A 26,311-nucleotide genomic window follows, 5' to 3' on the forward strand; every position below is an offset into this window, starting at 1 on the left:
CGTCACTCTACCTTACATGCCAATGGCGACGTACACGTCTCATTAATAAAAACATCCAAGGCCAAAGTATACAGTTTATCAATGCGCTCCATAGCGATAACGGATTGAAAACGACATCTTGGATCAAATATTCACCAAAGAATATTAGCACCTCAAACAACACTGTTAAGGCTGCAATGATTATCGCTTGCTGCCATAGCGCCATATTTCGAATCACGAGGAAGTTCATTGCAATAATGTACATTACTATTGCCATCATCATGCCTCTAATACCGAGAGTCGAACCGATCAAAAGGTCCCACAATAAGCCCAGTACTAGAGCACTACCAACGTTAACTCTGTAAGGTAACGCTAAAACCCAATAGCAGGTAACCAGTAATAACCAAGATGGCCTGAATAGGTCTAAACTACCCGGCCAAGGGATCGTTTGTAGAATAAGTGCTATCAAAAATGAGCAGCCAATTACTACTTTGCTTCTTAAAACGCTATTGGCCATTTTCACCTTCTAACAATGCTTGTTCGATACTAGATTGCTCTGCTTGCATCTGTTTATTTTCATCAGGCCACACAAGCAACAAGTATCTGAGCTTATCAAACTCAACTACAGGTTCTGCTTTGATAACGGCGAACTCGCGCTTCGGGTCATAATCAACGGCAGTCACATAAGCGACTGGGTAACCCTCTGGATATACACCACCGAGTCCAGATGTCACCAACAGATCTTCTTCTTGAATATCAGTACTGGTTGGAATGTGCTCTAACTGGATCTCATCAATCATGCCATTACCAGAAGCAATCACACGTATATCGTTACGAATAACCTGAACAGGAATTGCGTTATTTGCATCAGTCAGTAGCAAAACACGACTATTATGAGCAGCAACAAAAGTGACTTGACCAACAATGCCTTTTTCATTGATCACAGGCTGACCTTCGTACACTCCATCAATCTGACCTTTGTCGATCACGACTTGATGTCGGTATGGTGAAGTATCCACCGCCATAACCTCTGTGACGACCTTCTTCTCATCACGAATAAACGGTGAACCTAACAGCTTGCGAAGGCGCTTGTTTTCTTCTTGATATTGCTCAAGCAGAATCAGCTCGCTCTTCAGTCGTAAGACTTCTCGTTTAATATTATGGTTGGATTCAATGAGCCCTTTACGAGTACTAAAACGGTCGTATACGCCATCAAACATGGTGCGAGGCAAATTAGCGGCATACTGAATTGGCGCAACCATGCTGTTTAATAGATAGCGGACATTTGAGAATGCATCTAAACGACTATCAGCCAGCATAAGGCTGGCTGATAATGTTACAGCAAAAAACAGGCGCAATTGTAGAGAGGGACCTCTACCAAAAATTGGCTTCATTCTATATTTGGTCCTAGAGCGACATTTGATCCTATAGACAAGGTGTTAGGCTCTTTACATAAAACTAGATAAGAAAAGAGCCTAACACTAGATACTATTCTTCGCTGAAAAGATCACCGCCGTGCATGTCGATCATCTCTAGAGCTTTACCACCGCCTAGAGCAACACACGTTAATGGCTCTTCCGCCACAACAACAGGGATACCCGTTTCTTCAGTTAGCAGGCGATCAAGGTCTTTAAGCAGTGCACCACCACCTGTCAGTACCATACCGTTTTCTGAGATATCAGAAGCAAGCTCTGGTGGACACTGTTCAAGTGCAACCATGACTGCAGATACGATGCCAGATAAAGGTTCTTGAAGCGCTTCAAGGATTTCATTTGAGTTCAGGCTAAAGCTACGAGGAACACCTTCAGCAAGGTTACGACCACGTACTTCAATCTCATCGACTTCATCGCCTGGGTAAGCAGAACCGATTTCGTGTTTGATCTTTTCGGCTGTTGCTTCACCGATCAAGCTGCCGTAGTTACGACGAACGTAGTTGATGATAGCTTCATCAAAACGGTCACCACCGATACGTACAGAAGACGAGTAAACCACGCCGTTTAGTGAGATAACGGCAACTTCAGTCGTACCACCACCGATATCAACCACCATTGAACCTGTTGGCTCAGATACACGTAGGCCTGCACCAATCGCAGCAGCCATAGGCTCATCGATTAGGTAAACCTCACGAGCACCAGCACCCAGTGCTGATTCACGGATTGCACGGCGCTCAACTTGCGTTGAACCACAAGGAACACAAACCAATACGCGAGGGCTTGGTTTAAGAACACTGTTATCATGCACTTGCTTAATGAAGTGCTGAAGCATTTTTTCCGTTACGTAAAAGTCAGCAATTACGCCGTCTTTCATTGGACGGATTGCTGAGATATTACCAGGCGTACGGCCAAGCATTTGCTTAGCAGCGTGACCAACCGCAGCGACACTCTTTGCAGAACCCGCACGATCTTGGCGGATAGCTACAACTGAAGGCTCATCAAGAACAATGCCTTGGCCTTTTACATATATAAGGGTATTGGCAGTACCTAAATCAATCGATAGGTCGTTTGAAAACATGCCACGAAGCTTTTTAAACATATTCTTCGCTCATCCTGCAAGAATTAGAAGACAAAAATTGCACTAAATGTACCAATGCCTTGCTGTCACGGCAAGGCATTGAAGTATAAACATGGACTGAAACCCACAATTTCTTACAGATTCCTAACTTAACAGCCAAAAAATCATATTATTGCTGACCTATTAAGCCACTTTCACCTCGGTAGATCACACGATCGTTCCCGCGATGGATGCCAAAGGTGACTACTGTTGAGGGATCTTCTTCACCAGCAACTTCCACCCGGTTAGGATCTTGCCAGCGATAACGGAGCCAAGGAGCGGCATTTACACCGCTATTTAGCTCCAACCAAACCTGTGTTTGTTGCCTAACCTCTGGATCTATTGGCGCTTGAACAACCTGTATAGAGTTAGATATACCATTCACAACACCACCGCCCCCTAAAAGATTTACATCAGCGGCCGTAGCTCCCGTTTCAACCCAGAGATCTCGGTTGTCACCTTCCGTATTTATACCGGCTAAATTCGTCGAGTTATCACCTTCATGAGTGGCAAAACTTGTTCCGGTCCAATGCTCTATGCGGAGCGGTATATTCATACCACCACCAGCAACTCCACCAACGCTATCTATTACAGCGCGACCAAATCGAATAGTAGGCTGAACCGTTAGTAATCGAGGAGTACCATTATAGTGATAGCTAATAGGATCGACGTTGTTCCCCACAGCATCAATTGAAATCGTCGAGGTTGCACTTACCGCGGTATTGAATGGTCCATCCTCATAGCCATCAACCGATGATGCTTTAGCCCAACACAACTCGCTAGCACAGTTAGTAGAAGGCGAATTCTCATGTAGCGTAAATGTGCCAATACTCTTATCCGAGGCGGAAGCCCACGACTTACTCGGAGTCCCAGAATGAAAACGACTGACAAAAACAGGGTTAGCCTCATACAAAGCAAAGTTAGCGGTAATTGTTGGATTAAAATATCCATAGTTCTTCACCGCAGTGAGTTGTAGACTCAGTGCTTCCACATCAAATGTAACGCCGTCAAAAGGCTGATTCATGTATGCATATGATTGATTTCCCGGGTAATCCCACACCGCATTGTTCACCACTTGAAAATATTTAGGATAAAAACGACCAGCGGTTGTTTTATAACCTGGCACCGTCATCCCATTCAGGTAGTCCGGTTTGTCTGCCCATAGTTTAATGCTACCTACTTCAGACCAAGCTAAGCTCTTATACGCGTAGCCATTCAACCACATATCAGCAGGGATAGGTTGCGGTGACAATTCATCACCACTGTTTTTATTACCAACGCTTAATACGCCATTATGGCCATTACTCGGGCTTTCAAGAGCATAATTGACATACACAACTTCATCATCAAAGCCAGATACTGAAAGAGCCCTACATAAATCCCCCGAAAATGAACTGTCAATGAGACCGTCATTATTACGATCAGCACTAGGCTCCCAAGCTATCGCACTAACCGCTAAGTAAGCAGTATTACCTGCGGCGATAAATGAAGCTCCTCCTGTTGAGCTACCGGAAGGGAATGGGGCATTTGGTACACCGGAGTTATCTTGGCAACTCACCAAAGCAAATGGCCTAACATACACATCAGTAGAACTCTGTAAGCCTTTCCAATTGGGTATAGATTGATTCGTGGGTTGCCAGTCAGCATCTGCCAAATGAAGTTTTATATGACCAGCCGACCAGTATTGAGAAGTCAGTTTTGCAACACCATTCTGAAAAACAATATTGTTCACTTTAGTTCCATTTAAAGGTGAACTGCCGATCTTAATGCTATACGAATTGAGAAATAGCTCATTATTCCAACCACTATTGCCTTGAGTTATCTGCTCATAGGAAGCATAAAGTGATTTAGTTCCATCATAATCCGATATTTTCTGACATGCCCTTGGGTTAGAAGCCCCTGATGCTACTGCAGTAACTTCGGTCTCAAATGTTCGGAAAGCAACCTGCCCCTTACCTCCATCAACCCTTTGTTTATCTTCAATTTTAAATCCGTAAGGCACAAACTGATACGGTCCACCGGTTGCACTGATGTTACTTTGCCCCCGAATAGAAGCAGAGATTGAAACCGGAGATAGGCCAATACTTGACAGTGACTTGGTGTAAGTAGCTGTCTGCCCTGCTACGAAATCGTGACTCAAGGATGCAGAACAGGTTCCATCTGAATTTAACCAACACGCATCCCTCGAACTATTATTTGGAATTGTCACATCAAGAGTTCCCGTATAATTATTAACAGGTTGCTTGGTTATTTTATCGACCAACTTAAAGTTTATAGGAATACCGGTACAAGCTAACCCAGAGCTAGAGCCTGGAGTAATAACCAACTCTGGCTCAGAAAAACATTGGCTTTCCCCGGTAATCTGAGATGCTCCACTCATATGAAGGTCACGAACGGTAACCGCACCGTACACATGTGATCCATTAGATAACCGAACCTCCCCCTCGCTGTAAATCAATGCTTTGATTTGTGATTGACTGGATAAATCCATTTCACAACCATATGCAGGGCACGTTTGTCCAGATGAACCTTTAGTAGGGTCATACCCAACTATTACAAGGTTATCTGCATTACCTGAATTATTAATCCTTGAATTATTCGATAAATTTAAGTATCGAGTATGAATAATCACCTTCCCTTGAATATTCAAGGAAGAGTGGGTATTGATATTCAAAGAATTAAAATAGTAGTCGCCAGCAGTCAGTGTCACGGTTGACTGACCAATTGATAAGCTCTTTTGAGATAAAGGTGTTAACGTTTTTGTTGTATTCCAGATATCACTACCTGAATTTGTTATCAGGAAATCATCCAGTTTAGATTGGACGATTTGCTTTGTGGGATCGTTAGTACACGATATCCCATCACATTTCACTGCATTCCCAAATTGAGCACTTCCAAACCCGACCTTTCTTTGGCCAGCCTCCAATAACGCATTGGTAATTTTAGATTGGTTCCACATCTCAATACTGCTACCTGACGAGTTTCTCCAACCTTGAACTGCAGAAGGAAAAGCCGAACAGTAGTTTTTCGTAAACTTAGGGAGCTTATTGACTTGAAAAGCAAAGTACCCGATCTTTTCGTCAGTATGAGACCTCCATCCTTTTGAACCACTCAGAGACAGATCTTCATCAACAACAAGTCCTACTTGATAGTCATTATCGTCACTGCCGTTATGCTTCACGCTACAAAGTCTCAACCAACCACCTTGGCCTCCTTTACGGGTGACTTTACTTGCGACAATTCCAGGTAGGGACTGATATTCGTTTTCAAGATCATGCATATCATTACAAGATTTAAGGATAGGTTTTGAGGATCCGCTGTCATCATCAAGAGAAATGCGGCCAAACTCATAATTAATTCCGTTTGACGTGCCATCATGTTCATCTGAAATTAAAAATGCTATTTTTTCTGTTTGAGAAGGCGGATTGTTTGTATTCACACGTGTTAACTCTAAAAAGAATTTAGCACTCGTTCTTCCCGCACCGTCTACGCCTGCCGTTAACCATCGGCTTGTTGAACTATTAACCTGTGTAAATACAACGGGATCATCATCCTGTATTCGGTGTGAGCTAAATTTTGAATAAGAAGCAGATTCCCATTTAGGGTTACTTTTTTTTCCATGAGCTTGATACGCTTTAGTCTCTATATATCCCGCAATTGCCTTATGTCCATCACTAAATGTTATGGTTCCGGGCTCAACAACAAGGTAGCTAATCGAAGACATTGGTTTAGAAGCCAGATTGTAACTCCAGTCTTGAGGTGCCACGTCTTGATGGAATGTCGCTTGCGTTGAATTGATGCTTTTTATAGAAAGTGTTGCAGGCGCATCACTATCAGGATTAACAGGATCAATCGTTGGCATAAGAAATACCAATGGAGTCGTTCTATAGGTTTTATTGAAGGTGATCGTGCAATCGCTAGCTTTACAGTTGGCTGAGTCCAAACGACCGAACTCAAAGCGAGCATCATCAAATTTTGTTACGGGTGGAGGAGGTAATGCTCCACAGCTACCACTACTAATACAATATTTATCGCTATCGTAAAATTGTGTTCCTTTTAAGTTCAATCTCAAATATGGGTAAAATTTATCAACACCTGTTTTTTGAGACAAATTGATCGCAAAAGGAGAACCTTTTACTACTCCATCAACAGAGTAGGTAATTATGCCTTTAATATGCCTAGCATTATAATTTGAAGTTCGTGTAAATTTAACTTGGAAAGTTCTTTGTTTTCTTTCTGATACATAGTCTCTTTCATAAACATTAGAGCTATAACCTTGATAAACAGTATCATCGGTCCAAATTGGGAAATAGTAAGTTCCTTCCAAACGAGCACGATTTTTTCCATCAGAATCAATTTGAAAAGTGAAACAAAAACCATTTCGAGCATCTACCCATGCCCCTTTAGATAAACACTGATTAGCCAATGCATTAGTTTGAAACAACACACTAAAAAGAATAAAAAATACGAGGCTAACTCTACTAAGTAGGCGCATTTATATTACTCCCCTCACCCACACATCTTGACTACGTTGCATTAAATTCACACCCGTTCCGCACATTGCGACCGCTCTTACTGTGTATAACTGAGAACTATCGACAAGTTGACCACCTGTTGGTGAGCACGTTATTTGAACATCTGCACATGTAATTGTCGTTGCGAAGTTCATTGCTGTTCCATTCAAGTTTGCACACTCTGCAGCCACATCAAATGAAACCGTTGTGTTGGCTCTAGGTGGATATATCTGCATTAAGGCTCGCTCTATTGCCGAATGAGCTAAAAGATGGGCTTGAGTACCAATCACATCTTTTGTATGTGCGTCATGATTGGACCACTCTATGCGATTTAAGGTTGTCGCCAGAAAACCCATCACCACCAAGACAAAGATGACGACAATATACAGGCTTCCGACTTGTCTTTTTTTAAGGAACATTGATCACCTGTATGTCTTGCTGGAAATTGGTCAGTTCATCCCCGACTTGGTTTCTAAATTCAAACTCAAGATGGACGATACCATTACGCTGAACATTTGCGGGTTGATAGTCTAAATCCCCAGTCACTCCCGTATCCGAAATTGGGATTAGCGCGCCATTACCTTCACTTCTCCATACTCGGCCATTCACAATGCAATAGGTGACGCGGCCATTAGGATTGTAAATATAATGTCGATTTGAAACCGAATTACCCACAAGGTTTACAGACTCATTAGCAAGCAAGAAAGTATTATTGGTTGCAGTTACAGTAGCTAAGGGGAAAATATTATTGGTCGGCGCCGCTTCTGTAGGATTTATCACTAAAGATAACGGGACTAGAACAGCGGCCGTCAGTGCATTATCAGCCGTGACAAATTGAATATCATCGCCCGACATCGCATAAATACCAGAGGTAACGATAGGGAAAAATGAAACACAGCGAGATCCAGGGACAACAGCATTCTGATTGAACATATTAGGTACAGCATGACGCACTTCACGAGTGATTTTTTCTAAGACAAACTTTGCTTGAGTTTGTAAACGCTGCCTATCTACGGTGTCCGCATAGCCACGCGCACCTAACTCAACAAACCCAGCAATGCCTACAACTAAAATGCTACCAACAATCATGGTGATAATCATTTCAATAAGAGTGAAACCTTGCCTTCTCATTAGTAATTCCCTCGATAGGCATCCAGCACGATAGGAGGATAATTTGAGGCCGAGATCGTTAGGTTGATTCTTTTTAGTTGATCGACAGTTTGGTACGTCACATCAATATCTAGGCGGTAGTTGTTGTAGGTTGTTGCGCCATCTTCGCCAATAAGTTCGTTTAAATCTCGACAGAGGTTTGCGACATCAGCATCGGGTTCCCAACATCCATCATAGTCATCGACATCATTGTATAGGGCAATATCAGTCTCTTCAGGGCCCAATCTCGCTTCAGCTGTGCAATTAACACCGACAGCAGCCCCCTCACCACATCTAAGTTCCCCGCCACCAAAGTCACTATTTTCATCGAACCCTCGAGCAAGAATTATCGACATCACACTTTGCCCTAGCGCGGCTGAACGAGTCTGATAATGAGGATCACCAGATCGACTAACCTGAGGCGCTAAAAAGTTTATGATGGTCATCATCGCGAGCCCCATAACCACAATCACAATCACACTTTCAATTAATGTAAAACCACGTTCTTTTACAGGTGATTTATGAATACTATTCATGAGCACACCCCATTTTCGACATAACCTTGCGCGTTAATTTCCACACGGCAGGTATTCACATTTGAAGTAATCGTAATCACCACACCAGCTGCAACGTTAACGACAACGCCTGCAGGTGTTTCACCTGTTGTAGGGTTACCTAATAAATCAAAGTTAACTAGAGATAGAGGAATAGCGGGAGTGGTATCAGATGCAGCCGTTAAGTTAACTCCGTTGAGCATAACCCAATCACTCCGCGCTTGGCTTCGCGCGGTACAGCTCACTTCCGAGCCGATACAATTTCCAACGATAGCGAGAATAAAATTGCTCTCTCCAACGACGGCCCCTAGATCAACATTGGATTGCATTCGATTGACTTGAACTTGGCGAATAACAGAAACCACTTGCTCTTGAGCGGCAAAAGCAGAAAAGCTGTCCCTTCCGGAAAGGCGGCTAGCAGCGTAAGCAGAGACAATCGCTATCAACAAGAGCACAATGATTAACTCAACCAAAGTGAAGCCTTGCTGCTGAAGCCCGATTTTTCTGTATGTTCTATTGAATTGATTCACCGAAATCCAATCCGCTAAATATTTGATAGTTTGAAGATTAAGTGTAACTCAGGGAAAGGAAGTTGTCTTTGCTGCTTACCTGAATTTCAGACAGAAAAAAGGCCAGCAATGCTGGCCTTGATAATACGAATAAACGACTAACAACCAGTGTTATCAACTGTAACTGTCGGTGGTACTGAGTTTGTACCAGCTTCATTAAGAAGGTAGCTAACAAAACAAGTTGTAGGAGCTGCTATTAAAGCTGTGCCTGTTTGGAAAGTTGCAAACAAAGTATCATTTGCAGCATCTTCAAATACAGCCCAATCACCTGTAGTTGTAACGTCAAGGCCATCAACAACAGCTACGATACCAGCAGATGTCGCAGCAGGGTATCCTAGATGCAGAGTTGTGCCATCAGCCAAAGCTGCATTATTAGCCGCGGTTATATTTTCGACACCTTCAATAGCAGCCCTTCCAAAGACAATACCTGACGCACCGGCCATTGCACCTCTTAAACCTTGTAAAGATGCTTCACGGGCATCACCTTGTAAGTTAAGAAAACGAGGTGCTGCAGTAACTGCAAGAATACCTAGAATAACAATTACCACCACTAGTTCTATTAGGGTGAAACCGCTTTGTTTTTTCATAGTCTTTTCTCTCTATGTATATTTAAACGCAGGTTTACTGCAGTGTTACGGTCACACGACCAGTTCTAATCTCGTAAACGAATTGATGCTGAGTACCGCCTTCCAATTGAATGTAAGTGCAGTAGTCATTGCTATTATCCGCTTGCGCTGAATATTTGTAATTCGAACCATTTGCCACATTGGTTAATGTTCCAACCTTAGGAGGGTTCTGAAGTAGATTTTCCATTAAATCGACACACGAAGCATCGGTCACATCATTAGACGGAGCTGAAGCTGAATTTGTGTTTATAGACCATGGGTAGCCGTCTCTAAAATTAGTACTTCCATTGCTACTTGTTGATCTGGTTAGCCAAAAATCAACACCATCGTAATTTACAGTATTGTATGTTTCAACACCAATTCTTTCTGATGGACGAGCTTCTGCTTCCCATTGCGCTCTTGCTGAAAGTACTCCTGTCGCAAAACCACCCGCGACACCTTCAATACTGGCTTTCTTGGCTTCGTCTGTCACATCCAAGAAACGGGGTAAAGCTGCAACAGCTAATAAACCCACAACAACAATCACTATGACTAACTCGACTAGGGAGAAACCCTTTTGATTTTTAAGCACTTTCTACCTACTCATCTAATTGCTAATGCGCATTATACATTTGACCATGCATAAAACCATAAAAACAGCGTCAATACGTTCACAAGGCCAATATATTGACTTTGACACTAAATCTTTCTTTTTTAAGTAAGATATCTATCTGATACTTATCACTATAATGATAACGGCAATGAAAGTGTATATTATCACTTTTGTCTTCAATACTTGGAGTACTTAGACCTAAAATACGCCCCTTAGGATATAATTGCTCCAACCAATAACCGCAATTTCGAGCCGAGTCTTGAATTGGCATAACCCATCCCGTTCTGCTGTAAATCTTTGCCTGTTTCGAATCATTTTTTTGCTCCCCACCGGATAACAAATACTGCTGCTTGAACAAATTAGCTTGCTCAAGAATTCGCTTGCTCGCAACAATTAATGCCGTGTTCGTAGCTTCTTCTTCTACGGTTTTCCATACAGAAAGCAGTCCCATAACGAGAAAAAGAATAACCGCAACCCAAATAACAAAACGTGAGCGCTGTGGGTTATTCAGCATCCTCTAACCTTTGATTGCATCCAGCATTCCCCACATCGGTAAGAAAATCCCCAGAGCCAAAATAAGCACCATTCCCGCAACGATGGTCAACAGAATAGGTTCAATTCTAGCGGTTAACGTTTTTAGATCGTAATCAACCTCTCGGTCGTAAAAATCCGCAACTTCAAGCAGCAACTCATCAATACGACCCGTTTCTTCACCCACAGAAATCATTTGTATCACGAGTGGTGTAAAAATTTCGCTGTTAATCGCGGTAGAAGACACGGTACTTCCCGCTTCTATTGCCGATTTCATGCCTTGAACACGAAGTTCTAAAAAACGATTGTCCAGAGCTTCAGCCGATAGCGATAACGATTGGTTCAGTGGTACGCCTGCTTTTAGCATCAAAGCAAAGGTACGAGAGAAACGCGACAATAGAGCTCGATTGACCACTCCACCAATCACTGGCATTTTTAAGCGCAGCCGATCCCACTTTTCCCACCCTTTATCTGTCTTTACCCATGCTTTAAAAGCAAAAACAAGACCAAAGATTAATCCAAGCATTAACCCCCAGTAATTAACAAAGAACTCAGACATCCCCATTAAAATACGAGTTGGAAGTGGTAAATCGACCCCAAAACGCGCGAACATACTCGAAAACTGAGGAATCACGAATATATTCAAGACAAACATAGCGATTGTAATAAAAGTAATCACGAACGTTGGGTAACGCATTGCCGTTTTGATTCGCTTTCGAGTTTCAACCTCTTGTTCGTAGTATCCAGCCAGTTGTAACAATGCCTGGTCTAAACGACCGGTATTTTCACCAACACTGATCATCGATACAAACAATGAACTAAATACCTTAGGGTGCATTTGCATCGATGCTGCTAATCCACGACCATTTGTAAGTTCAGCGACCACTTCTTCAAGTGCTACTTTCAGTTGCTTATTTTCACAATGTTGAGTTAACCCTTTCATCGATCTTAATAGCGGAACGCCCGCCTTAGTTAAACTATACAACTGTCGGCAAAACAGAACCAACACCTCTAAAGGCACATTCGGAGAAAACAGGCTGGATACATCCATATCCAGGATTGAACCGCCACTTTTTCCAAGTTTAATCGAAGTTGGAATGATCCCTTTACTCATCAAGCTGTCAGCAGCAAGATCTTCGTTATTCGCATCCAACTGGCCTGTCACTTGACTGCCATCAGAACTGCGACCTACATAACGATAAGTTGGCATATCACTCTACCCCTACAGATAAATTGGATCAGTGGCACCAGAAGCATCACCTTCGCCAAGGTTCATTACCTCATCAAAGCTCACAACACCCTGCATGGCCAATTCCATCGCAGAAGCTAACAGCGGTTTGTAGTTTTCAGACTGTCTTGCCGTTTGAGCAAAACCAACGGCATCATTGGCTCTAAGCGCATCCATCATAGGCTGATCGAGCTCCAACATTTCAAACACACCAACACGACCACTGTAGCCTGTCAAATTACAATTTTGACAACCACGCCCTTTCATAAATGGCGTACCTCGCTGGTTTGGGAAACGAACACTCAACCATTGCTTACGCGCTTCATCCAGCTCATCATCAACCTTGCAATCAGTACATACCTTACGAACTAACCGCTGTGCGACCACGGCTCGAACAGCACTTGCTACCAGATAACCCGGAGCCCCCATGTCCATCATACGCAGTGCACTGTCTACTGCATCGTTGGTATGCAGAGTACTTAACACTAAGTGACCAGTAAGTGCCGCTCTCAAACCAATTTCAACGGTTTCGTGATCTCGCATCTCACCAATAAGAATGATATCCGGATCCTGACGTAGGAAGGTTCTCAAAATCGTTGAGAAATTGAGGTTAATCTTAGGGTTTACCTGAACCTGATTCACACGAGGAAGACGGTATTCTACAGGGTCTTCAGCGGTAATGATCTTTTTACCCGGTTCGTTTAATTCACTTAACGCACCGTATAGAGTCGTTGTTTTACCTGAGCCCGTAGGCCCGGTTACGAGAATCATGCCATGTGGGCGGCGTAATTGATGACGAAGACGAACGAGCAAATCACTCGGAATGCCTGACAACTCCAATTTACGTAGGCCAGCCGATTGATTAAGCAAACGCATAACCACTGACTCACCGTGCTGTACTGGCATAGTCGACATACGAATATCGACCGATTGACCTTTAACGCGAATATTAAAGCGACCATCTTGAGGCAGTCGTTTCTCTGAAATGTCGAGGTTAGCCATCAGCTTCAAACGCAAAACCAGTGCAGAAGCAATATTCACTTCATTCAACAACGTTTCATGCAGGACACCATCAATACGCTGACGTAAACGTAATACGTTTGAATCTGGTTCAATATGAATATCAGACGCACCAACTTGAATAGCATCTTCAAACAGCGAGTTTACTAGCTTAACGACCGTAACTTCGTCGCTGTCTTCTTCAGCGATATCAAAGTCAAAGGCTTCATTAACTTTATGCTCAGCATGAAGCTGCTCAGCAAATGAGGCAATCTCTTTGGTTCTTCGGTAATAACGGTCGAAACCATCAACTAATTGTCTCTCTTGTGCGACGACAAATTCGAGTGCGTAGTCGCCTAGTTGACTCAGCAAAGATTCTTGGGCAAACAGATCAGCAGGATCACTCATTGCAACACGTAATGTGTCACCTTGACGCCCAATGACCAAAGCTCGAAGGCGGCGAGCATGAACCTCAGGTAAAAGCTGCACAGCTTCGACGTCAACATTAGCTCGGCTAATATCAATAAGAGGAATAGCAAGCTGTTGCGACAAGAAACTGAGCATTTGCTGCTCTGATAAAAAGCCAAGCTCGATCAGTGCATCACCAAGCTTGCGGCCTGTCCTTTTTTGAGCGGCCAGAGCTTGTTCAACTTGATCTTCAGTAATGATGCCCTCTTCTACGAGCAAATCACCGAGCCTTTTTCTTAATCTAATTTGCATCGCCACTCTCCTCTAAAGCATTGAGTATTTTTAAACGATCACGTACAAAGCCTTGCGACTGAGATGAGATCCCAACTCTAACCAATGCTCCTTGGTATGATTGCTTTGCAGCCATGAAATCAAGCTGACGTTCTTGCTGAATCGCTAAACCTAACCACCAGCGAGCATTATCTGAATCGACCTCAGTCAATTTTTGGTAGCTCTCTAGCGCAATATCTTCTTGCTGAGACTTTTGACTTAATGCAGCGCGCATTGCTAAGTAGTCTTGAGTTGGACTAGGTGGTAAGTGTATTAATGGGCTCAAAGCAGCTTCCGCTTGATTGGCTTTCACAAGTAGCTTCGATAAACCTAGGCGCAGTTTTTCACTGTTGATATTGAGTTTGATACCCGACTGAAATAACTCATACGCTTTGCGAGTATCACCTTTACCAAAATAGAGAATTGCTAGTTTCTGACGGACATCTTCATTTCTTGGATCATAACGAAGCGCTTCGTTATAACCTTTCAACGCACCAGAAAGGTCATTGGCATCAAGAGCTTTCTGAGCTCGGCCTTGAGCATTAATAGAAAGTTGTTCAGGCGTTAATTCTATCTGCTCAATCAACATTCCATTACTTTCTAAATCGCCAGACGTTTCAGGTTGATTTGATACTGGTGTGGGATCTTTTTTAGCCACGCTAGCAACAAGCATTGGCTTTGCTACTTTTGCTTTAGGTGTGCTTTGAGATTTAGGTATAGCTTGAGATTCAGGGTTTACTTTAGGCTTTGTAACTGACTGAGTTGATGCAGCAATGACTGAATCCGATTTAGATTGAGTACTTTTTAGTATTGCCGTGTTGTGAGCCGAAAGGTTCGCTGAATCTAGCGTCACTAACTTCTTAGTCGGCGAGGATACAGGTTGAGTAATGGCCGCTTCAGGACTACCCTCTGAATTGCCTTCTGAAGTATCAATAACGGAAACTTGTATATCTCGAGTTGATATTGAGTTATCGACAGCTGGGCCTTGTGATATAGCCCAGCCCCCCATGGCCAAGCTAAGGGTAAAACCTGCGACCACCCAAACCAATGGAGAGCGTGTTTTTACTTTAGGTACCACCGCAGCTTCAATCGATGCTGTTGACTCTTTTTTTGCCAATTCAGACAAGGCGTTATTAATGACGCTCATAATTAGTTCCAACCCCACAGCATTGGCGTTTTAAATTTAGGTTTACACACATCGTATGTTTCATGCATTGCAGCAAAGAGATGTTGGTTTTCTATATTTTGCTTATCTTCACTAAAAGCAAGCAACAAAGCTTTATGACACAACTGGTTAATCAACCTTGGGATCCCCAAAGAAGAGCGCCAGATCGCTTTTTTATGGCTCAGGCTAAAGGGAGCATATTTGCCACCAGATTTAGCGATCCGGTTATCAATGTAAGCTACCGTTTCATCGAGAGTCAGTGGCCTCAGTGTCGAACTAAATGTGATTCTTTGACGAAATTGCCTTAGATGATAAGCCTCTAATCGAGCATCCAATTCCGGCTGCCCTAATAGAACAATTTGCAGCAGCTTTTTATCTTCAGTTTCTAAGTTACCAAACAACCTTAAGGTCTCTAGAGCTTCATCTGACAACGCCTGGGCCTCATCAAGAATCGCAACCACTCGTAAACCTGAGTTGTGCAATTCAATAAGCTTGTGTTGAATGTTATCAACTAAAGCTGCTGGATTATCAATAGTCAAACCCAGCTCTTTAGCCACGGCTTGTCGTAAGTCAGCACCAGATAGCACTGGGTTAGGCAGGTAGATTAAAGCAGTACAATCATTGAGATGATTGACTAGCATTCGGCACACCATGGTTTTGCCTGTGCCGACCTCTCCTGTAACCTTAACTACCCCCTCGCCCATTTCTAACGCCGACATTACCGTTTGAATTGCCTCAAAATGAGGTGCTAAACCATAAAAAAAATCGGTATTCGGCGTTAACGTAAATGGTAACTGTTCAAAATCAAAATGAGCTTGATACATAAGACGACCTAGCTTAGTAATTCACTACCAATCTGCATTGATAAAGTGAGTGGTTACTATTCATCAGGGAACCATTCTTGTAAAAGATCTCGAGAACGCTCCATTTCTGATTGCCAAGTATTTACACCTACAACCGTTGGCTTTAATAAAATAACGAGTTCAGTTTTTTGAGTGAGTTGACTGGTATTACGGAACAAATGACCGAGTGCCGGGATATCACCAAGAAATGGAACTTTTGAAGTCATGTCACTGGTGTTTGATTTCATCAATCCGCCAATAACAACCACATCACCATCTTGCGCTCGAATCACGGAGTCAGATTCACGAATAGAGCTTTTAGCCAACGGCAGCGTCACAACACCAGTTGTTGAGCCAAGATTAAGCTCTTTCACTTCCTCTTCCACCTCAATCACTGCGGGGTGAACATGCAGGAACACATTTCCTTTATCATCGATCTGCGGCGTCACATCCAAAGAAATACCGGAGAAGAACGGGGTTAGCTCAACTTCAGGGGCAACATTCGCGTTATCACCACTACCGACCGAACTTGATAAATTCGTCACGAAATATTTATCTATACCCACTTTTATAACCGCTTTCTGGTTATTAGCTGCTGTCACTCTTGGGCTAGATAACACATTCAAGTCACCCTGTGTATCCATAAAACTCAATACTGCTTCAAAGCTGCCACCAGAAACAACGAGGTTAGATTGACCACCTAAAGCGGTACCGATTGGGTCCATGCCTGGTAGTTTGCCTGGGATGATCGTACCAGCTGCATTTTTAACGATAGAACCCATACCTAGCGTGTAGTTAGTACCGTTCGACGAAAACATCTTGGTCCAGTTAATGCCTTGTTGATAGCCGTCACTAAGTGTCACTTCCATAATTTTGGCTTCCAAGATAACTTGGCGCTGCAGACGTTTCTGAGAAATCCCAAGGAACTCACGAACCTCTCGGATTTCATCGGGGTAAGCACGTACCGTAATCACACTCGCTTGTGGCGTAACCACAACGCTTTGCCCATCACCAGAACCAATTAAGTGAGCGACTGCCGCTTCAAGCTGCGGCCAAAAATCACTTTCAGATATCGTTTCAATCTCCGTACCACCGTTAGATGTGGAGCTAGACGAATTGGAGTTCGAGTTTGATGAGTTTGAATTCGAGTTAGACGAATTAGAATTCGAGTTAGATGAGTTCGAGTTAGAGTCTGAAGTGGAAATTGTTCCAGTAGTAATCGTCGTTAAAGAACGACCAGAACGCTTTACTTGCAAGTAATCCACTGGAATCGTGACTGTGCGCAAACCGGCCGGATAAATTTGAATCACTTTGCCACGTTTTTCAATATCGTAACCATACATATCCTGAGCAACAGCCAGAACTTCATCTAAGGTCACGTCTGTTAGATTTAGAGTAAGTTTTCCAGCAACGCTTGGATGAATCGCGGCACTGTACTCTGTACCTTTCACTAGGCTTGCAAAAAAGGTTCTCGCTTCAACGCCTTTTGCTTGAATACGAAAGCGCTTGACGGTTTCCACATTCGGAGACATAGAGTCCGAACTTAGCTGAGGCATAAGGTCATCTTGTACCGACGAAGGTAAGTTATGAAGTGCTTTGCTATTCGCTTCATTAATAGATTCGTTTAAAGACTCTTTTATCTCAACAGGGTCTCTATGCCCCATCGAACAGCCGACTAAAGATGACACTAGAATTGCTACTACAAGTTTACGCATGTCTTCACTCTAACCTTAATTATTCTTAACATCTAAAGAGAACATCTCTAATTTCCACTGCTTAGAGCTTCTCTGCAGAGTGACGTACTCTGGATCAATGTTCTTAACTCGGTACCCTCTGATCGTTTCTCCTTGTTCGAGAATCTGACCATTCATAATCGCATAACAAGGTGTATCGCCCTTGCAAACAATGCTCTCTAGAGACGGTAAACGATATTGAACTGGCGCCTTTTTAGCTGATGCTGATTTCTGCAGGGGCGAAAGCCAACCTAATGGCGCAGTTGGGTCTTGTTCTGCCCATACCACTGAACTACCAAACAGCAAAGATAACACTAGAGTTCTAACCACCGATAAACTCCTGTCTGGTACCTAGGGTGTAAACCTCGAACACAAGTCGAGCTTTGGGATATTCTTCTACTGAATACTCAAACGTGCGCCAATAATAGCTCACAGGAAGTGACTCAAGTGCTTGAAGATAAATTGAAATATCGAAGTAGCTACCCGTCAACTCCATTCTAACAGGATGGAGAAAGTACTTTGAATTGTCACTGTTCTCTTGATTGTCCGAAATAGCTTCTGGTTGTAACGATTCTAAAGACTCAAGCTTCAGTCCATTACCTGCATTAAGAACGCTCTCTAATAACTGCGCCATTTGAGAAGGCGTAACCAACCTATCAACGATTTCAGCGAGCTCAAATGATAGCTCTTGGCTCTCAACCAATAGTTTTTTTAACTCAAGATCAATTTCTTTATCTGGGTCTTTGTTCAACTTGGCTTGTAGAACAAGTAATTCACCTTGTTGTTTCTGATTTGACTGCGTAAGGCTCATCGACTTCACATTCTTTTCTTGTAAATCAAGATATGCAGGTTCAATCAATAAGGTAAATACAAGCATGGATAAGCCCACTAGACCACACACGAAAAGTAGCCATTTCTCTCTCAGGCTTAATGCAAGGAACTTATCGCTAAGCTGGTTCCACAGTTGCATTATTCACTCTCCCTATGAGTACTTAACTCAAACGTCACCACATCTTGCTCATTACGACCTATCTTTATCTTTTCAAAGGTGCGCCCGACTAAATTAAGTTCATTTTTAAACTGACCAATCCAGTTTGGAACAACATTAGCGTCACGAGCCAAACCGCGAAGCTCTAGGGTCTCGTGAGTCATGTAGATATGCGAAAGCGAAATATCATTTCGCCCTAATTTAGCGAAGGAATTCATAACACCAGAATACCCGACTTGCTGGGATTCATCGTATTGACCGACCGCCTTCAAAGCCTCTTTATTCGCTTGTATCTCACTAGTGAGACGAGCAACCGCAGCTACTTTCACTGGAGACGGTTTATGTTGAACCAACTTACTATTTAATTGGTTAACTTCTTGGTTAAGCTGATTCAAGTCATATTGTAAAGCTGCTAGCTCTTCATCCAAACTCGATGCTTGATACTGCATTACACAATAACTGCCAAGCAACAAGGTACACACAAGCCCCCAAACCATAACCACATTCACTAGAGTGAAATACTCTTTTTTAGGCTTAAGGTGCTCTGGGTAGAGATTAACGTTAAAAACATTCTTTTCAGCCGCGAGCGTAACTAACCATTTCTCTGAATTTTCGCGCTCACCTTCAACAAGTAAAGAAACGGTCGAACTCAATGTGCTATTTAACACGCTCTGCAATTCAGCTTCATCTTCCTCATCACAGCATATTTTTAACTGATGAAGTTGGGTGCCTTTAATTTGAGAAGAAAGGTAATCAATCGACCTTTGGAGCTCTAAAGCTAGACCATCCAACTGCAATGCACTTGATGCGGTACCAGTTAAGGGGGGGACAACACTGCGGATTGTTCTTTGGAAGCAAACCGTGTTTTCAACAAATGCACCAAGCTTAAAATGTGAGTTAGGGCTGCGTTGTAAAAGAATGAAATTAGAGAGCTCACCAGCACTGTAGCCCCAAACTTCATCTTCGGGAGCAATACCTTTAAGATCAACTTGTGCTGAATTAGTAATACTTACAAGCTTGTCCAATAGCTTTTTAGGCAAAACATACACTTGTAGCTTATTCGAGGTCGGTAGCGCTACCGCACTCGCTGTAATATCAGTCACCCTTTCAGAGATCAGATCTTTCAATAGAAAAGGCAATGCCACCGACCATTCACTCTGTGGAATGTCCGGTTTATCAATTTGATAGGTTTGGTAGTAGTTCGCACATACAATTAGCTGAAGGCTATCACTAGTAAGCGACTCACTGCTCAACAATTTTTTCAGCGCACTTTCCCAGTCACCGTTAACCACAGGGAAACTGGTGACTTGAGGTTCTGACTCAGCCGATGAAATATAAACGGTATCATTGCCCAAAAGGACAATTTGAGAACTACCGTTATTATTCGTTGGCTTTATTTTGTCTAAAATCGCTTTAAAATTCATGCTTAACTATTACTCTTACGCCATCGATTTCTTCGACCGATTTTTACAACGGATTCAGCTTTCACTGTCTTCTCCCCTTGAGTAGGCAAGGGAATTATTTGTTGTTCTTCGTCGAAATATCTCCCTTGATAACCGTTAATGCCTAACTCTATCAAGGTATTCTTTTCTTGCTTTGTCTCAACTCCGACCGCGATCACTTCAGTTGGAGAATCACCGCATGCTCCAATCAGACTTCGAACAAACAGTTGGTTTTCATGCCGTTTATCGATTTTCTTTACCAAACTTCGATGAAGCTTAATATAGTCAACCTTCAAATCCTTTATATAATGAGTGCTAACAATGGTTCGCCCAGCTTGGCCAACCACCACTTTACACCCTAACCCTCGTAACACCTTCGCCACTGGTCGCATATAATCAAGGTGAGTAATTAGATGGCCTTCTGAAAACTCAAAAGCAAGCTGAGAACGATGCTGAGCAGAGAGCTGTAACAACTCACTTCTGAACCATTTAAAATGTGATTTATTTGCAAACGGAGTGACACTCAAGTTCACCGAATAATTGACAGGCTGTGTTGATACTTTCAGCGACTTAAACAAAACCGTCAAAACCGATTGATCCATTTGAGCTTGATAACCGACTTGTTCTACCGCAGACATAAAACGAGAAGATTTCAATAGACCTTTGTCTGGATCTTGAATTCTAATAAATATTTCTTTATGCAATTCATTAACTTGACCGGAATCCGGCATAAGATAACACCGCTGAGCAAAGATTACTAAATTTTCAGGTAGTAGGGCTTTATCAAGTAATGTTCTCCAGCGAACACTGCCTCTGTCTATCTCACTTTTATTTTCTTTTGGGTAACGGCTCCAGTTATTAATGCGCTCTAACTGAGCGCTCTTTAACGCTGTTTCCGTTTCATCCATGATTTGGCTATGGCGTTCACCTTCGACATACATTGTCACGCCAATATGGCACCAGTTATCTGACTCCAAAGGCTCCGGCGGAGTCAATTTATCTAATTGCCTTAAACATTGAGCAGCCAACGTCGCAATATCCTTTGTTCCTTGATGCGGAATAAACACGGCAAAGTCTGCTTCGTAATAGCGAGAAAAAATGACATCGGGATAACGCTGAACAATATTCGACAATACTTCACCAACTTCAATAATAAATCCGTCGGTGAGCTGCTTGTCATTGGCATCTCGAACTTGTTCCCACTCGTCGATACGTATCAGTAAAACGCCTCCACGAGCGCCACTTTCATGCAGTACAGATTCAAGTTTGTTATCAAATAGTACTCGGTTGGCTGTACCAGTGAGCTTATCTAGAAAAGTATGGGTGCGGATAAAAGTATCAAAGCGACTTCGCTCTTGGCGTGCATCTTTCAACTCTTCAATCAGTACATCAAGCGCTTCACTTGCCGTATATGGCCATTCTCGCTCGTCCCCTTTTGAATGAGCCTCTACCTGCCCAGCAAGGATCATTCTCCCTCGCTCTTCCAAAATCTCTGAGCCCATTAACTGTTCTTTTAACCAACGAACACCACGGGCCAAACAAAAAAGGATCAATGCCACCGCCAAAGTAATCGACCACATAGCTTCAATCGAGTAGTTGTAACCAATATAAGGGGGGAGTGCTTTAAATTCGATTTGATAGCCTTCATTTCGATCTAAAATGAAGCTTCTTTCATAGAGACGGTTTGGATCAATTTGTGGGGAGGTATCTTTAAATCGGTAAACGATACCGGTTTTGTTTGAAAGCTTCATCTCAACGATATTGCTTGCCTGCAACATCTTCGGCATCCAACGTTGCATTGAATACGCAGCATCTGGATCTTCCATCTCTTTATCTACGACGTCAACAATGCCAACCAAATAATGATCTAAATATTCCTGTCCTATACGCTTAAAGGAGAGTGTGCCACCAATAAAAAGGATGAACATCGCACTGATCACTATCACGGTGACAAATGCGACCAATCGAGTGCTCAATTTTAGTGTCGGGGTATATCTCATGAATAACGAAATCCTTTTCAACTCACATTATACCGTATTGCTACTTATACTATAAATTGACGTTGTAAATAAAGCGTTAAGAATTGTAGGTAACAAAAAGCCGCGACGAACGCGGCTTCTTCCAATTTAATACTGCTTTTATAATATATTAAAAACAGTCCTCAAAATGGAAAACAAAGACAAACATAACAAAAAACAGGGTCAGTACAATTGAAAATTAAATTAAAATCAACACCTTAACCAAACTGACCGCATTGCAATTTTACACACCTAACCGCAAGAATGTTTAAAATAGCGGCGTATTCTACATAATTAGTTTCAACTTAAGCATTTTTCAACATTTCTGACAAAGCAGTTTTACGTGTATCAATAGCTCCTCGCTTGCTGATACCGTACTGAAAATCACACTCTTTTCCAATTATGTGCACCTTATTTTCTGCTCGTGTAACTGCTGTATAGAGCCAACTACGATCAAGTAACAAACTGCGCTCCAGTAGCACAATTACATTCTCCGCTTGCGAACCTTGCAGTTTATGCAATGTTAGTGCGTAAGCTAGGTCTATGTACTCAAACAGTTGCCAATCAACTTCTATAGTTCTTTTTTTGCCATCCTTATCGAAATCTTCAAGTTCAATAACACAGGCATATTCTTCAGTTGCAACAGCGTTTGTTATCACTCCTAGAGTTCCATTTTGAACATCATTTTTGTAGCAAGTCAGGGTAATAACTACAGGGTCGCCCTCTCTGAACTCATAGCTTCCTTTAGTAATAGGCATATCCGTTAGATCAAGAACCCTACCATTAGCATTCATCTCTTGTTGCAGTTTAATGTTAACACTTCTTACGGTGGCATTAGTTGACGCAACTATCATTGCACTCTTAAATTTAGAATACACAGCTAAAGCATCCTGTAGCATGTCGCTACTCGATTCGTGGAATGTAATATCAGAAGTCGTTAAAGAAGATGGCACATTGCCATTGCGTATTGCGTTCGAATATTCAGGAACCGTACTGCTTGCACCTTGTCGCTTAACAACATCAAGTTGAACATGATTAACTACACTGCTTTTAATCACATCATTCAGAATTAACCCTGCGTTAATTGGGGGGAGCTGGTAAGGGTCTCCAACTAGAATGATCCTCGTTTTATCAGAAAACAAAGTAACCAAACGCCACATAGTGTATGCATCTAACATTGAGGCTTCATCAATCAGTAAGACACTATTTTCAACAACAATACTGTCTTTACGCAATAATCGCGCAATTGTCATACAATCTATGCCTATAGATTGCTGAAGCCGTCGAACCGCTTTTCCTGATAGGGCTACTGGGAAAATACTAAAGCCTAATTGTTGATAAGCATCAACGATAAGTTTAGTTGTTGTGGTTTTACCTGTACCTGCTCCACCAGTGAGAGCAAAAATATGGCTGATTAATGCGGTTCTTACGGCACGAGACTGAGCATCCTCAAGCTTCCATCCATTAGGAATAGAGCTAATGAATGTCGCCTCCAGCTCACTTTGCCAATGGCTTTCCCTCTTACTGAGTTTACTGAATCGCTTTGCTATAGTTTTTTCGAAAATATAATTACCTGAGACATAGTATTTATCATCTTGCTTTACAAATCCGATGATATCGCCTGTTAGTAATTTCGACTTTTCAACTAGAAACTGATCGTTGTTAAGATACTTTTTGACTAGGTGCTCGATATCATACCAAGCTGCAACTGTATGTCCTTTATCGTTCCATTGTCGCAGAGATTGCTCAATTATCGCCACAAGCCTTATTTCATCATCCAGTCGGATACCAAAGTGCTTTTGTGCAATATCATCAACCTTGTTAAATCGCATCCCCAGAGAGAACAAGCGGTACGGATTCGCCTTTAAAAAACTGATTGCATCCTTATCAGCAAACCTAAACAGTTGGCGTTGAGCGGGTTCTTCTACTTCCCACTCAACTAACTGACTCGCATACTTCAGGTTCGTATATTTTCTAAACCCTTGATAAAGCACATGTACCGTCTCATCACGCCTCAGGACATTCTTGATAGCTTGAAAGTTACTTATTGATTTATCATGTTTATATGGTTCATCTTTTTTACATTCGAGCATTGTGAAAATGTCACTACGGAACTCAGCCCATAGTAATTGTGCTTTCACCCTGCCAATACCGACAAATTCTTTCTCAGAGCTTAAAAAGTTAACGAAACCAATACCATTGTCAGGCATCACACACTTAAGTTTGGGTTGCATGAAACGCCACACGTCTACATAACCACCCACACTAACTGGCTGTTGCCGCACACTATAGTTATTCTCTTTTAATATTACCCATTGCTGCCCTACTTGCGGCTTCATATTTATCTGGTTTTGAGTAGTTAGTAATACAATCCTGTGTGCACCAACTTTTTGATTTACAAACACAGCACCTAACTGAACGTTATCAGGATGGTATTGATATATACTGGTAATCCGAACCAAGAAAGCACTATTACTCATTTCCACAACCCCATTTCAATGAGAACGTCTTTAAACTCGGATAACCTTGCAACTTCTGCGGCAAGCTTTGCATTTTCATCTTGTAAACGACGATTGGTACGCTTTAGATCACGAACTTTTGCACTATCTTTTATATCCTCATCGCAGGTTGTATTTACTACAACGACCTCTCTTTCCAAAGGAAAGCTCTTTTTGCGCTTTTGGTAAACCCCATCCGTTGCAAGTTCTTGCTTAAGGTTTTGCAGTAGATCGAAGAGTTTTTCATTTCTAGATTTTTTAAAAGCGGCGGAATCAAAGCCAAGTTCATCTGCAATCTTTTTAGGGCTTAAGGTGTCACCATGCCAATAATCCAGCCAATTTGGAGGATTCTTAGCTTTCATTTCATCAACCCATGCAATAAAAAGCTCTCTATTAATTTGCCCTTTCTCTTTGCTCAATCTGCCATCTCCTAAACTTTATTTGCTAATTTCCATATACCGATGCTTCGCATCGAAAAGTCTATTTAAATAGACTTTCTTGCTCCACATCTGGTGCAGCATCTAAGTATCTATTGAGCGTCGGTCTAGAAATGTTGAAATGTTTCGCTACGTCAGACTTCTGTACTGATGGGTCTTGCAACATTGATTTGGCTAGTTTAATTTGCTTGTCTGTGAGCTTCTGCTTCCTGCCCCCTTTTCTTCCCCTCGCTCTAGCAGCTTCAAGCCCTGCATTGGTTCTTTCAATAATAATGTCACGCTCAAACTCAGCAATGGCTCCTATAATATTGAATACTAGCTTCCCTGTAGAAGTGGTCGTGTCAATGTTCTCAGACAGCGACTTAAACTGAACACCAATTGTCTTAAATATATCAAGTAATGTGATTAGATCTTTAAGGCTACGTCCCAGCCTATCAAGCTTACATACTACAATAATGTCACCCTGACGTAGGGTATCCAGCAATCTATTGAGTTCAGGTCGATCTTTGGTTTTAGCTGATGCTTTCTCTACAAAGATTTTTTCACAACCCACTTTTGTGAGTTCATCCATCTGATAATCACAGTTTTGATCCGTCGTGCTTACCCTCGCATACCCAATAATCATGGCATATTCCCATACGTTTATGTTACATAGTTAAGTTTACGAGTTTCGTTACGCAAAATGAAGGGATAATCGTCTAAAAAGGATGAAAAAGTAGATGTAACGCAAACCTTCGTTTTATTTACATAGAAATGAGAAAGGCTAATAATAAGAATTAAAGCCCTATAGTCTAATGAATGCCCCGAAACGTGCTGAGAAAGCCCAAATCTGATTGGTTCGGGCTGAGCGTTCTGTATAAAGCGAGCTATGTTGCTCCAGTCAGTGATTTGAAATATTCATATGTCATCTCTATTGAACTTTCTCGTGGTGAAAAGTTCATTGCGAGAACACATTCTGATTCATATGTTATTGTCCAAAGAATGTCGTCTTTCTTTACGGCTTATCGTAATAAGCACATTTAGCAGGCATGTTAGGCTTCAAGAGATATTTTCTAATCTAACGCGATTTAGGTCGGTAGCTCTAAATCGTTTCTGCCCCTTTATGTATATGGAATCCACGTATTTACAAAGTGATTTTGGTAATAAAAGTTAAGATGCG

Annotated in this window: 23 protein-coding genes; all 23 read right to left on the reverse strand. The window is 42.2% G+C overall.

Going from position 1 to position 26,311, the window contains the following annotated elements; genetic code table 11:
- Positions 1-7: 7 nt before the first annotated feature.
- Positions 8-496 carry a rod shape-determining protein MreD gene (gene mreD / locus AB6E08_RS09080; RefSeq protein WP_009847848.1) on the reverse strand — a complete coding sequence of 163 codons (489 nt, stop codon included), beginning with the start codon at positions 494-496 and terminating at the stop codon, positions 8-10.
- On the reverse strand, positions 486-1,373 hold the full coding sequence (gene mreC / locus AB6E08_RS09085; protein WP_012603147.1) for a rod shape-determining protein MreC: 888 nt from the start codon (positions 1,371-1,373) through the stop codon (positions 486-488). Before mreC ends, mreD begins: the two co-directional genes overlap by 11 nt.
- A gap of 94 nt (positions 1,374-1,467) precedes the next feature.
- Positions 1,468-2,511, reverse strand: a complete 1,044-nt coding sequence (locus tag AB6E08_RS09090; RefSeq protein WP_009847850.1) for a rod shape-determining protein — start codon at positions 2,509-2,511, stop codon at positions 1,468-1,470.
- A gap of 148 nt (positions 2,512-2,659) precedes the next feature.
- The gene (locus AB6E08_RS09095; RefSeq protein WP_372064131.1) at positions 2,660-7,024 is read right to left on the reverse strand and encodes a DUF6701 domain-containing protein; all 4,365 of its coding nucleotides are present in this window, start codon (positions 7,022-7,024) and stop codon (positions 2,660-2,662) included.
- The gene (locus AB6E08_RS09100; protein ID WP_017102921.1) at positions 7,025-7,462 is read right to left on the reverse strand and encodes a hypothetical protein; all 438 of its coding nucleotides are present in this window, start codon (positions 7,460-7,462) and stop codon (positions 7,025-7,027) included.
- The gene (locus AB6E08_RS09105) at positions 7,452-8,174 is read right to left on the reverse strand and encodes a PilW family protein (protein WP_017102920.1); all 723 of its coding nucleotides are present in this window, start codon (positions 8,172-8,174) and stop codon (positions 7,452-7,454) included. The genes AB6E08_RS09100 and AB6E08_RS09105 overlap by 11 nt, the downstream gene beginning before the upstream one ends.
- Positions 8,174-8,734 carry a prepilin-type N-terminal cleavage/methylation domain-containing protein gene (locus AB6E08_RS09110; protein WP_372064134.1) on the reverse strand — a complete coding sequence of 187 codons (561 nt, stop codon included), beginning with the start codon at positions 8,732-8,734 and terminating at the stop codon, positions 8,174-8,176. The genes AB6E08_RS09105 and AB6E08_RS09110 overlap by 1 nt, the downstream gene beginning before the upstream one ends.
- Positions 8,725-9,276 carry a prepilin-type N-terminal cleavage/methylation domain-containing protein gene (locus AB6E08_RS09115; protein ID WP_372064136.1) on the reverse strand — a complete coding sequence of 184 codons (552 nt, stop codon included), beginning with the start codon at positions 9,274-9,276 and terminating at the stop codon, positions 8,725-8,727. The genes AB6E08_RS09110 and AB6E08_RS09115 overlap by 10 nt, the downstream gene beginning before the upstream one ends.
- Positions 9,277-9,413: 137 nt before the next feature.
- Positions 9,414-9,902 carry a type II secretion system protein gene (locus AB6E08_RS09120; protein ID WP_372064138.1) on the reverse strand — a complete coding sequence of 163 codons (489 nt, stop codon included), beginning with the start codon at positions 9,900-9,902 and terminating at the stop codon, positions 9,414-9,416.
- Positions 9,903-9,936: 34 nt separating this feature from the next.
- A complete protein-coding gene (locus AB6E08_RS09125; protein ID WP_009847857.1) occupies positions 9,937-10,512 on the reverse strand; it encodes a prepilin-type N-terminal cleavage/methylation domain-containing protein in 576 nt (191 codons plus the stop codon).
- A 79-nt stretch (positions 10,513-10,591) separates the two neighbouring features.
- A complete protein-coding gene (locus tag AB6E08_RS09130; protein ID WP_371707667.1) occupies positions 10,592-11,047 on the reverse strand; it encodes an MSHA biogenesis protein MshF in 456 nt (151 codons plus the stop codon).
- A gap of 3 nt (positions 11,048-11,050) precedes the next feature.
- Positions 11,051-12,274, reverse strand: a complete 1,224-nt coding sequence (locus tag AB6E08_RS09135; RefSeq protein ID WP_372064140.1) for a type II secretion system F family protein — start codon at positions 12,272-12,274, stop codon at positions 11,051-11,053.
- Between the two features lie 12 nt (positions 12,275-12,286).
- Positions 12,287-14,011: a GspE/PulE family protein gene (locus AB6E08_RS09140; RefSeq protein WP_372064142.1), complete on the reverse strand. Its 1,725-nt coding sequence runs from the start codon at positions 14,009-14,011 to the stop codon at positions 12,287-12,289.
- Entirely contained in the window at positions 14,001-15,176 is a 1,176-nt protein-coding gene (locus AB6E08_RS09145; RefSeq protein WP_372064144.1) for a tetratricopeptide repeat protein, read from the reverse strand. The genes AB6E08_RS09140 and AB6E08_RS09145 overlap by 11 nt, the downstream gene beginning before the upstream one ends.
- A gap of 2 nt (positions 15,177-15,178) precedes the next feature.
- Positions 15,179-16,018 carry an ExeA family protein gene (locus AB6E08_RS09150; protein ID WP_102250487.1) on the reverse strand — a complete coding sequence of 280 codons (840 nt, stop codon included), beginning with the start codon at positions 16,016-16,018 and terminating at the stop codon, positions 15,179-15,181.
- Positions 16,019-16,074: 56 nt separating this feature from the next.
- The gene (gene mshL / locus AB6E08_RS09155; protein ID WP_135384581.1) at positions 16,075-17,751 is read right to left on the reverse strand and encodes a pilus (MSHA type) biogenesis protein MshL; all 1,677 of its coding nucleotides are present in this window, start codon (positions 17,749-17,751) and stop codon (positions 16,075-16,077) included.
- Positions 17,752-17,766: 15 nt separating this feature from the next.
- Positions 17,767-18,099 (reverse strand): hypothetical protein, encoded by a 333-nt coding sequence (locus AB6E08_RS09160; RefSeq protein WP_012603133.1) that lies wholly within the window; start codon positions 18,097-18,099, stop codon positions 17,767-17,769.
- Positions 18,092-18,739, reverse strand: a complete 648-nt coding sequence (gene pilO / locus AB6E08_RS09165; RefSeq protein ID WP_009847865.1) for a type 4a pilus biogenesis protein PilO — start codon at positions 18,737-18,739, stop codon at positions 18,092-18,094. Before pilO ends, AB6E08_RS09160 begins: the two co-directional genes overlap by 8 nt.
- The gene (locus AB6E08_RS09170) at positions 18,739-20,181 is read right to left on the reverse strand and encodes an MSHA biogenesis protein MshI (protein ID WP_017101384.1); all 1,443 of its coding nucleotides are present in this window, start codon (positions 20,179-20,181) and stop codon (positions 18,739-18,741) included. Before AB6E08_RS09170 ends, pilO begins: the two co-directional genes overlap by 1 nt.
- A 2-nt stretch (positions 20,182-20,183) precedes the next feature.
- Complete coding sequence (gene csrD / locus AB6E08_RS09175) at positions 20,184-22,199, reverse strand: RNase E specificity factor CsrD (protein WP_017101385.1); 2,016 nt, start codon at positions 22,197-22,199, stop codon at positions 20,184-20,186.
- 323 nt (positions 22,200-22,522) lie between these two features.
- Positions 22,523-24,697 carry an AAA family ATPase gene (locus tag AB6E08_RS09180; RefSeq protein ID WP_102576641.1) on the reverse strand — a complete coding sequence of 725 codons (2,175 nt, stop codon included), beginning with the start codon at positions 24,695-24,697 and terminating at the stop codon, positions 22,523-22,525.
- Complete coding sequence (locus AB6E08_RS09185; protein WP_102457454.1) at positions 24,694-25,134, reverse strand: hypothetical protein; 441 nt, start codon at positions 25,132-25,134, stop codon at positions 24,694-24,696. The genes AB6E08_RS09180 and AB6E08_RS09185 overlap by 4 nt, the downstream gene beginning before the upstream one ends.
- Before the next feature lie 61 nt (positions 25,135-25,195).
- Positions 25,196-25,777 (reverse strand): recombinase family protein, encoded by a 582-nt coding sequence (locus tag AB6E08_RS09190; RefSeq protein WP_102457453.1) that lies wholly within the window; start codon positions 25,775-25,777, stop codon positions 25,196-25,198.
- Positions 25,778-26,311 lie beyond the last annotated feature (534 nt).

Origin of the sequence: Vibrio sp. 10N.247.310.24, from assembly GCF_041467175.1 — a bacterium.
In the GTDB taxonomy this organism is placed as follows: domain Bacteria; phylum Pseudomonadota; class Gammaproteobacteria; order Enterobacterales; family Vibrionaceae; genus Vibrio; species Vibrio tasmaniensis_A.

Excerpts from the sequence above, each read along its gene's own strand:
- mreD (WP_009847848.1), bottom strand. The coding sequence starts at position 496 with ATGGCCAATAGCGTTTTAAGAAGCAAAGTAGTAATTGGCTGCTCATTT.
- mreC (WP_012603147.1), bottom strand. The coding sequence starts at position 1,373 with ATGAAGCCAATTTTTGGTAGAGGTCCCTCTCTACAATTGCGCCTGTTT.
- AB6E08_RS09090 (WP_009847850.1), bottom strand. The coding sequence starts at position 2,511 with ATGTTTAAAAAGCTTCGTGGCATGTTTTCAAACGACCTATCGATTGAT.
- AB6E08_RS09095 (WP_372064131.1), bottom strand. The coding sequence starts at position 7,024 with ATGCGCCTACTTAGTAGAGTTAGCCTCGTATTTTTTATTCTTTTTAGT.
- AB6E08_RS09100 (WP_017102921.1), bottom strand. The coding sequence starts at position 7,462 with ATGTTCCTTAAAAAAAGACAAGTCGGAAGCCTGTATATTGTCGTCATC.
- AB6E08_RS09105 (WP_017102920.1), bottom strand. The coding sequence starts at position 8,174 with ATGAGAAGGCAAGGTTTCACTCTTATTGAAATGATTATCACCATGATT.
- AB6E08_RS09120 (WP_372064138.1), bottom strand. The coding sequence starts at position 9,902 with ATGAAAAAACAAAGCGGTTTCACCCTAATAGAACTAGTGGTGGTAATT.
- AB6E08_RS09130 (WP_371707667.1), bottom strand. The coding sequence starts at position 11,047 with ATGCTGAATAACCCACAGCGCTCACGTTTTGTTATTTGGGTTGCGGTT.
- AB6E08_RS09135 (WP_372064140.1), bottom strand. The coding sequence starts at position 12,274 with ATGCCAACTTATCGTTATGTAGGTCGCAGTTCTGATGGCAGTCAAGTG.
- AB6E08_RS09140 (WP_372064142.1), bottom strand. The coding sequence starts at position 14,011 with ATGCAAATTAGATTAAGAAAAAGGCTCGGTGATTTGCTCGTAGAAGAG.
- AB6E08_RS09145 (WP_372064144.1), bottom strand. The coding sequence starts at position 15,176 with ATGAGCGTCATTAATAACGCCTTGTCTGAATTGGCAAAAAAAGAGTCA.
- AB6E08_RS09150 (WP_102250487.1), bottom strand. The coding sequence starts at position 16,018 with ATGTATCAAGCTCATTTTGATTTTGAACAGTTACCATTTACGTTAACG.
- mshL (WP_135384581.1), bottom strand. The coding sequence starts at position 17,751 with ATGCGTAAACTTGTAGTAGCAATTCTAGTGTCATCTTTAGTCGGCTGT.
- pilO (WP_009847865.1), bottom strand. The coding sequence starts at position 18,739 with ATGCAACTGTGGAACCAGCTTAGCGATAAGTTCCTTGCATTAAGCCTG.
- AB6E08_RS09170 (WP_017101384.1), bottom strand. The coding sequence starts at position 20,181 with ATGAATTTTAAAGCGATTTTAGACAAAATAAAGCCAACGAATAATAAC.
- csrD (WP_017101385.1), bottom strand. The coding sequence starts at position 22,199 with ATGAGATATACCCCGACACTAAAATTGAGCACTCGATTGGTCGCATTT.
- AB6E08_RS09180 (WP_102576641.1), bottom strand. The coding sequence starts at position 24,697 with ATGAGTAATAGTGCTTTCTTGGTTCGGATTACCAGTATATATCAATAC.
- AB6E08_RS09190 (WP_102457453.1), bottom strand. The coding sequence starts at position 25,777 with ATGATTATTGGGTATGCGAGGGTAAGCACGACGGATCAAAACTGTGAT.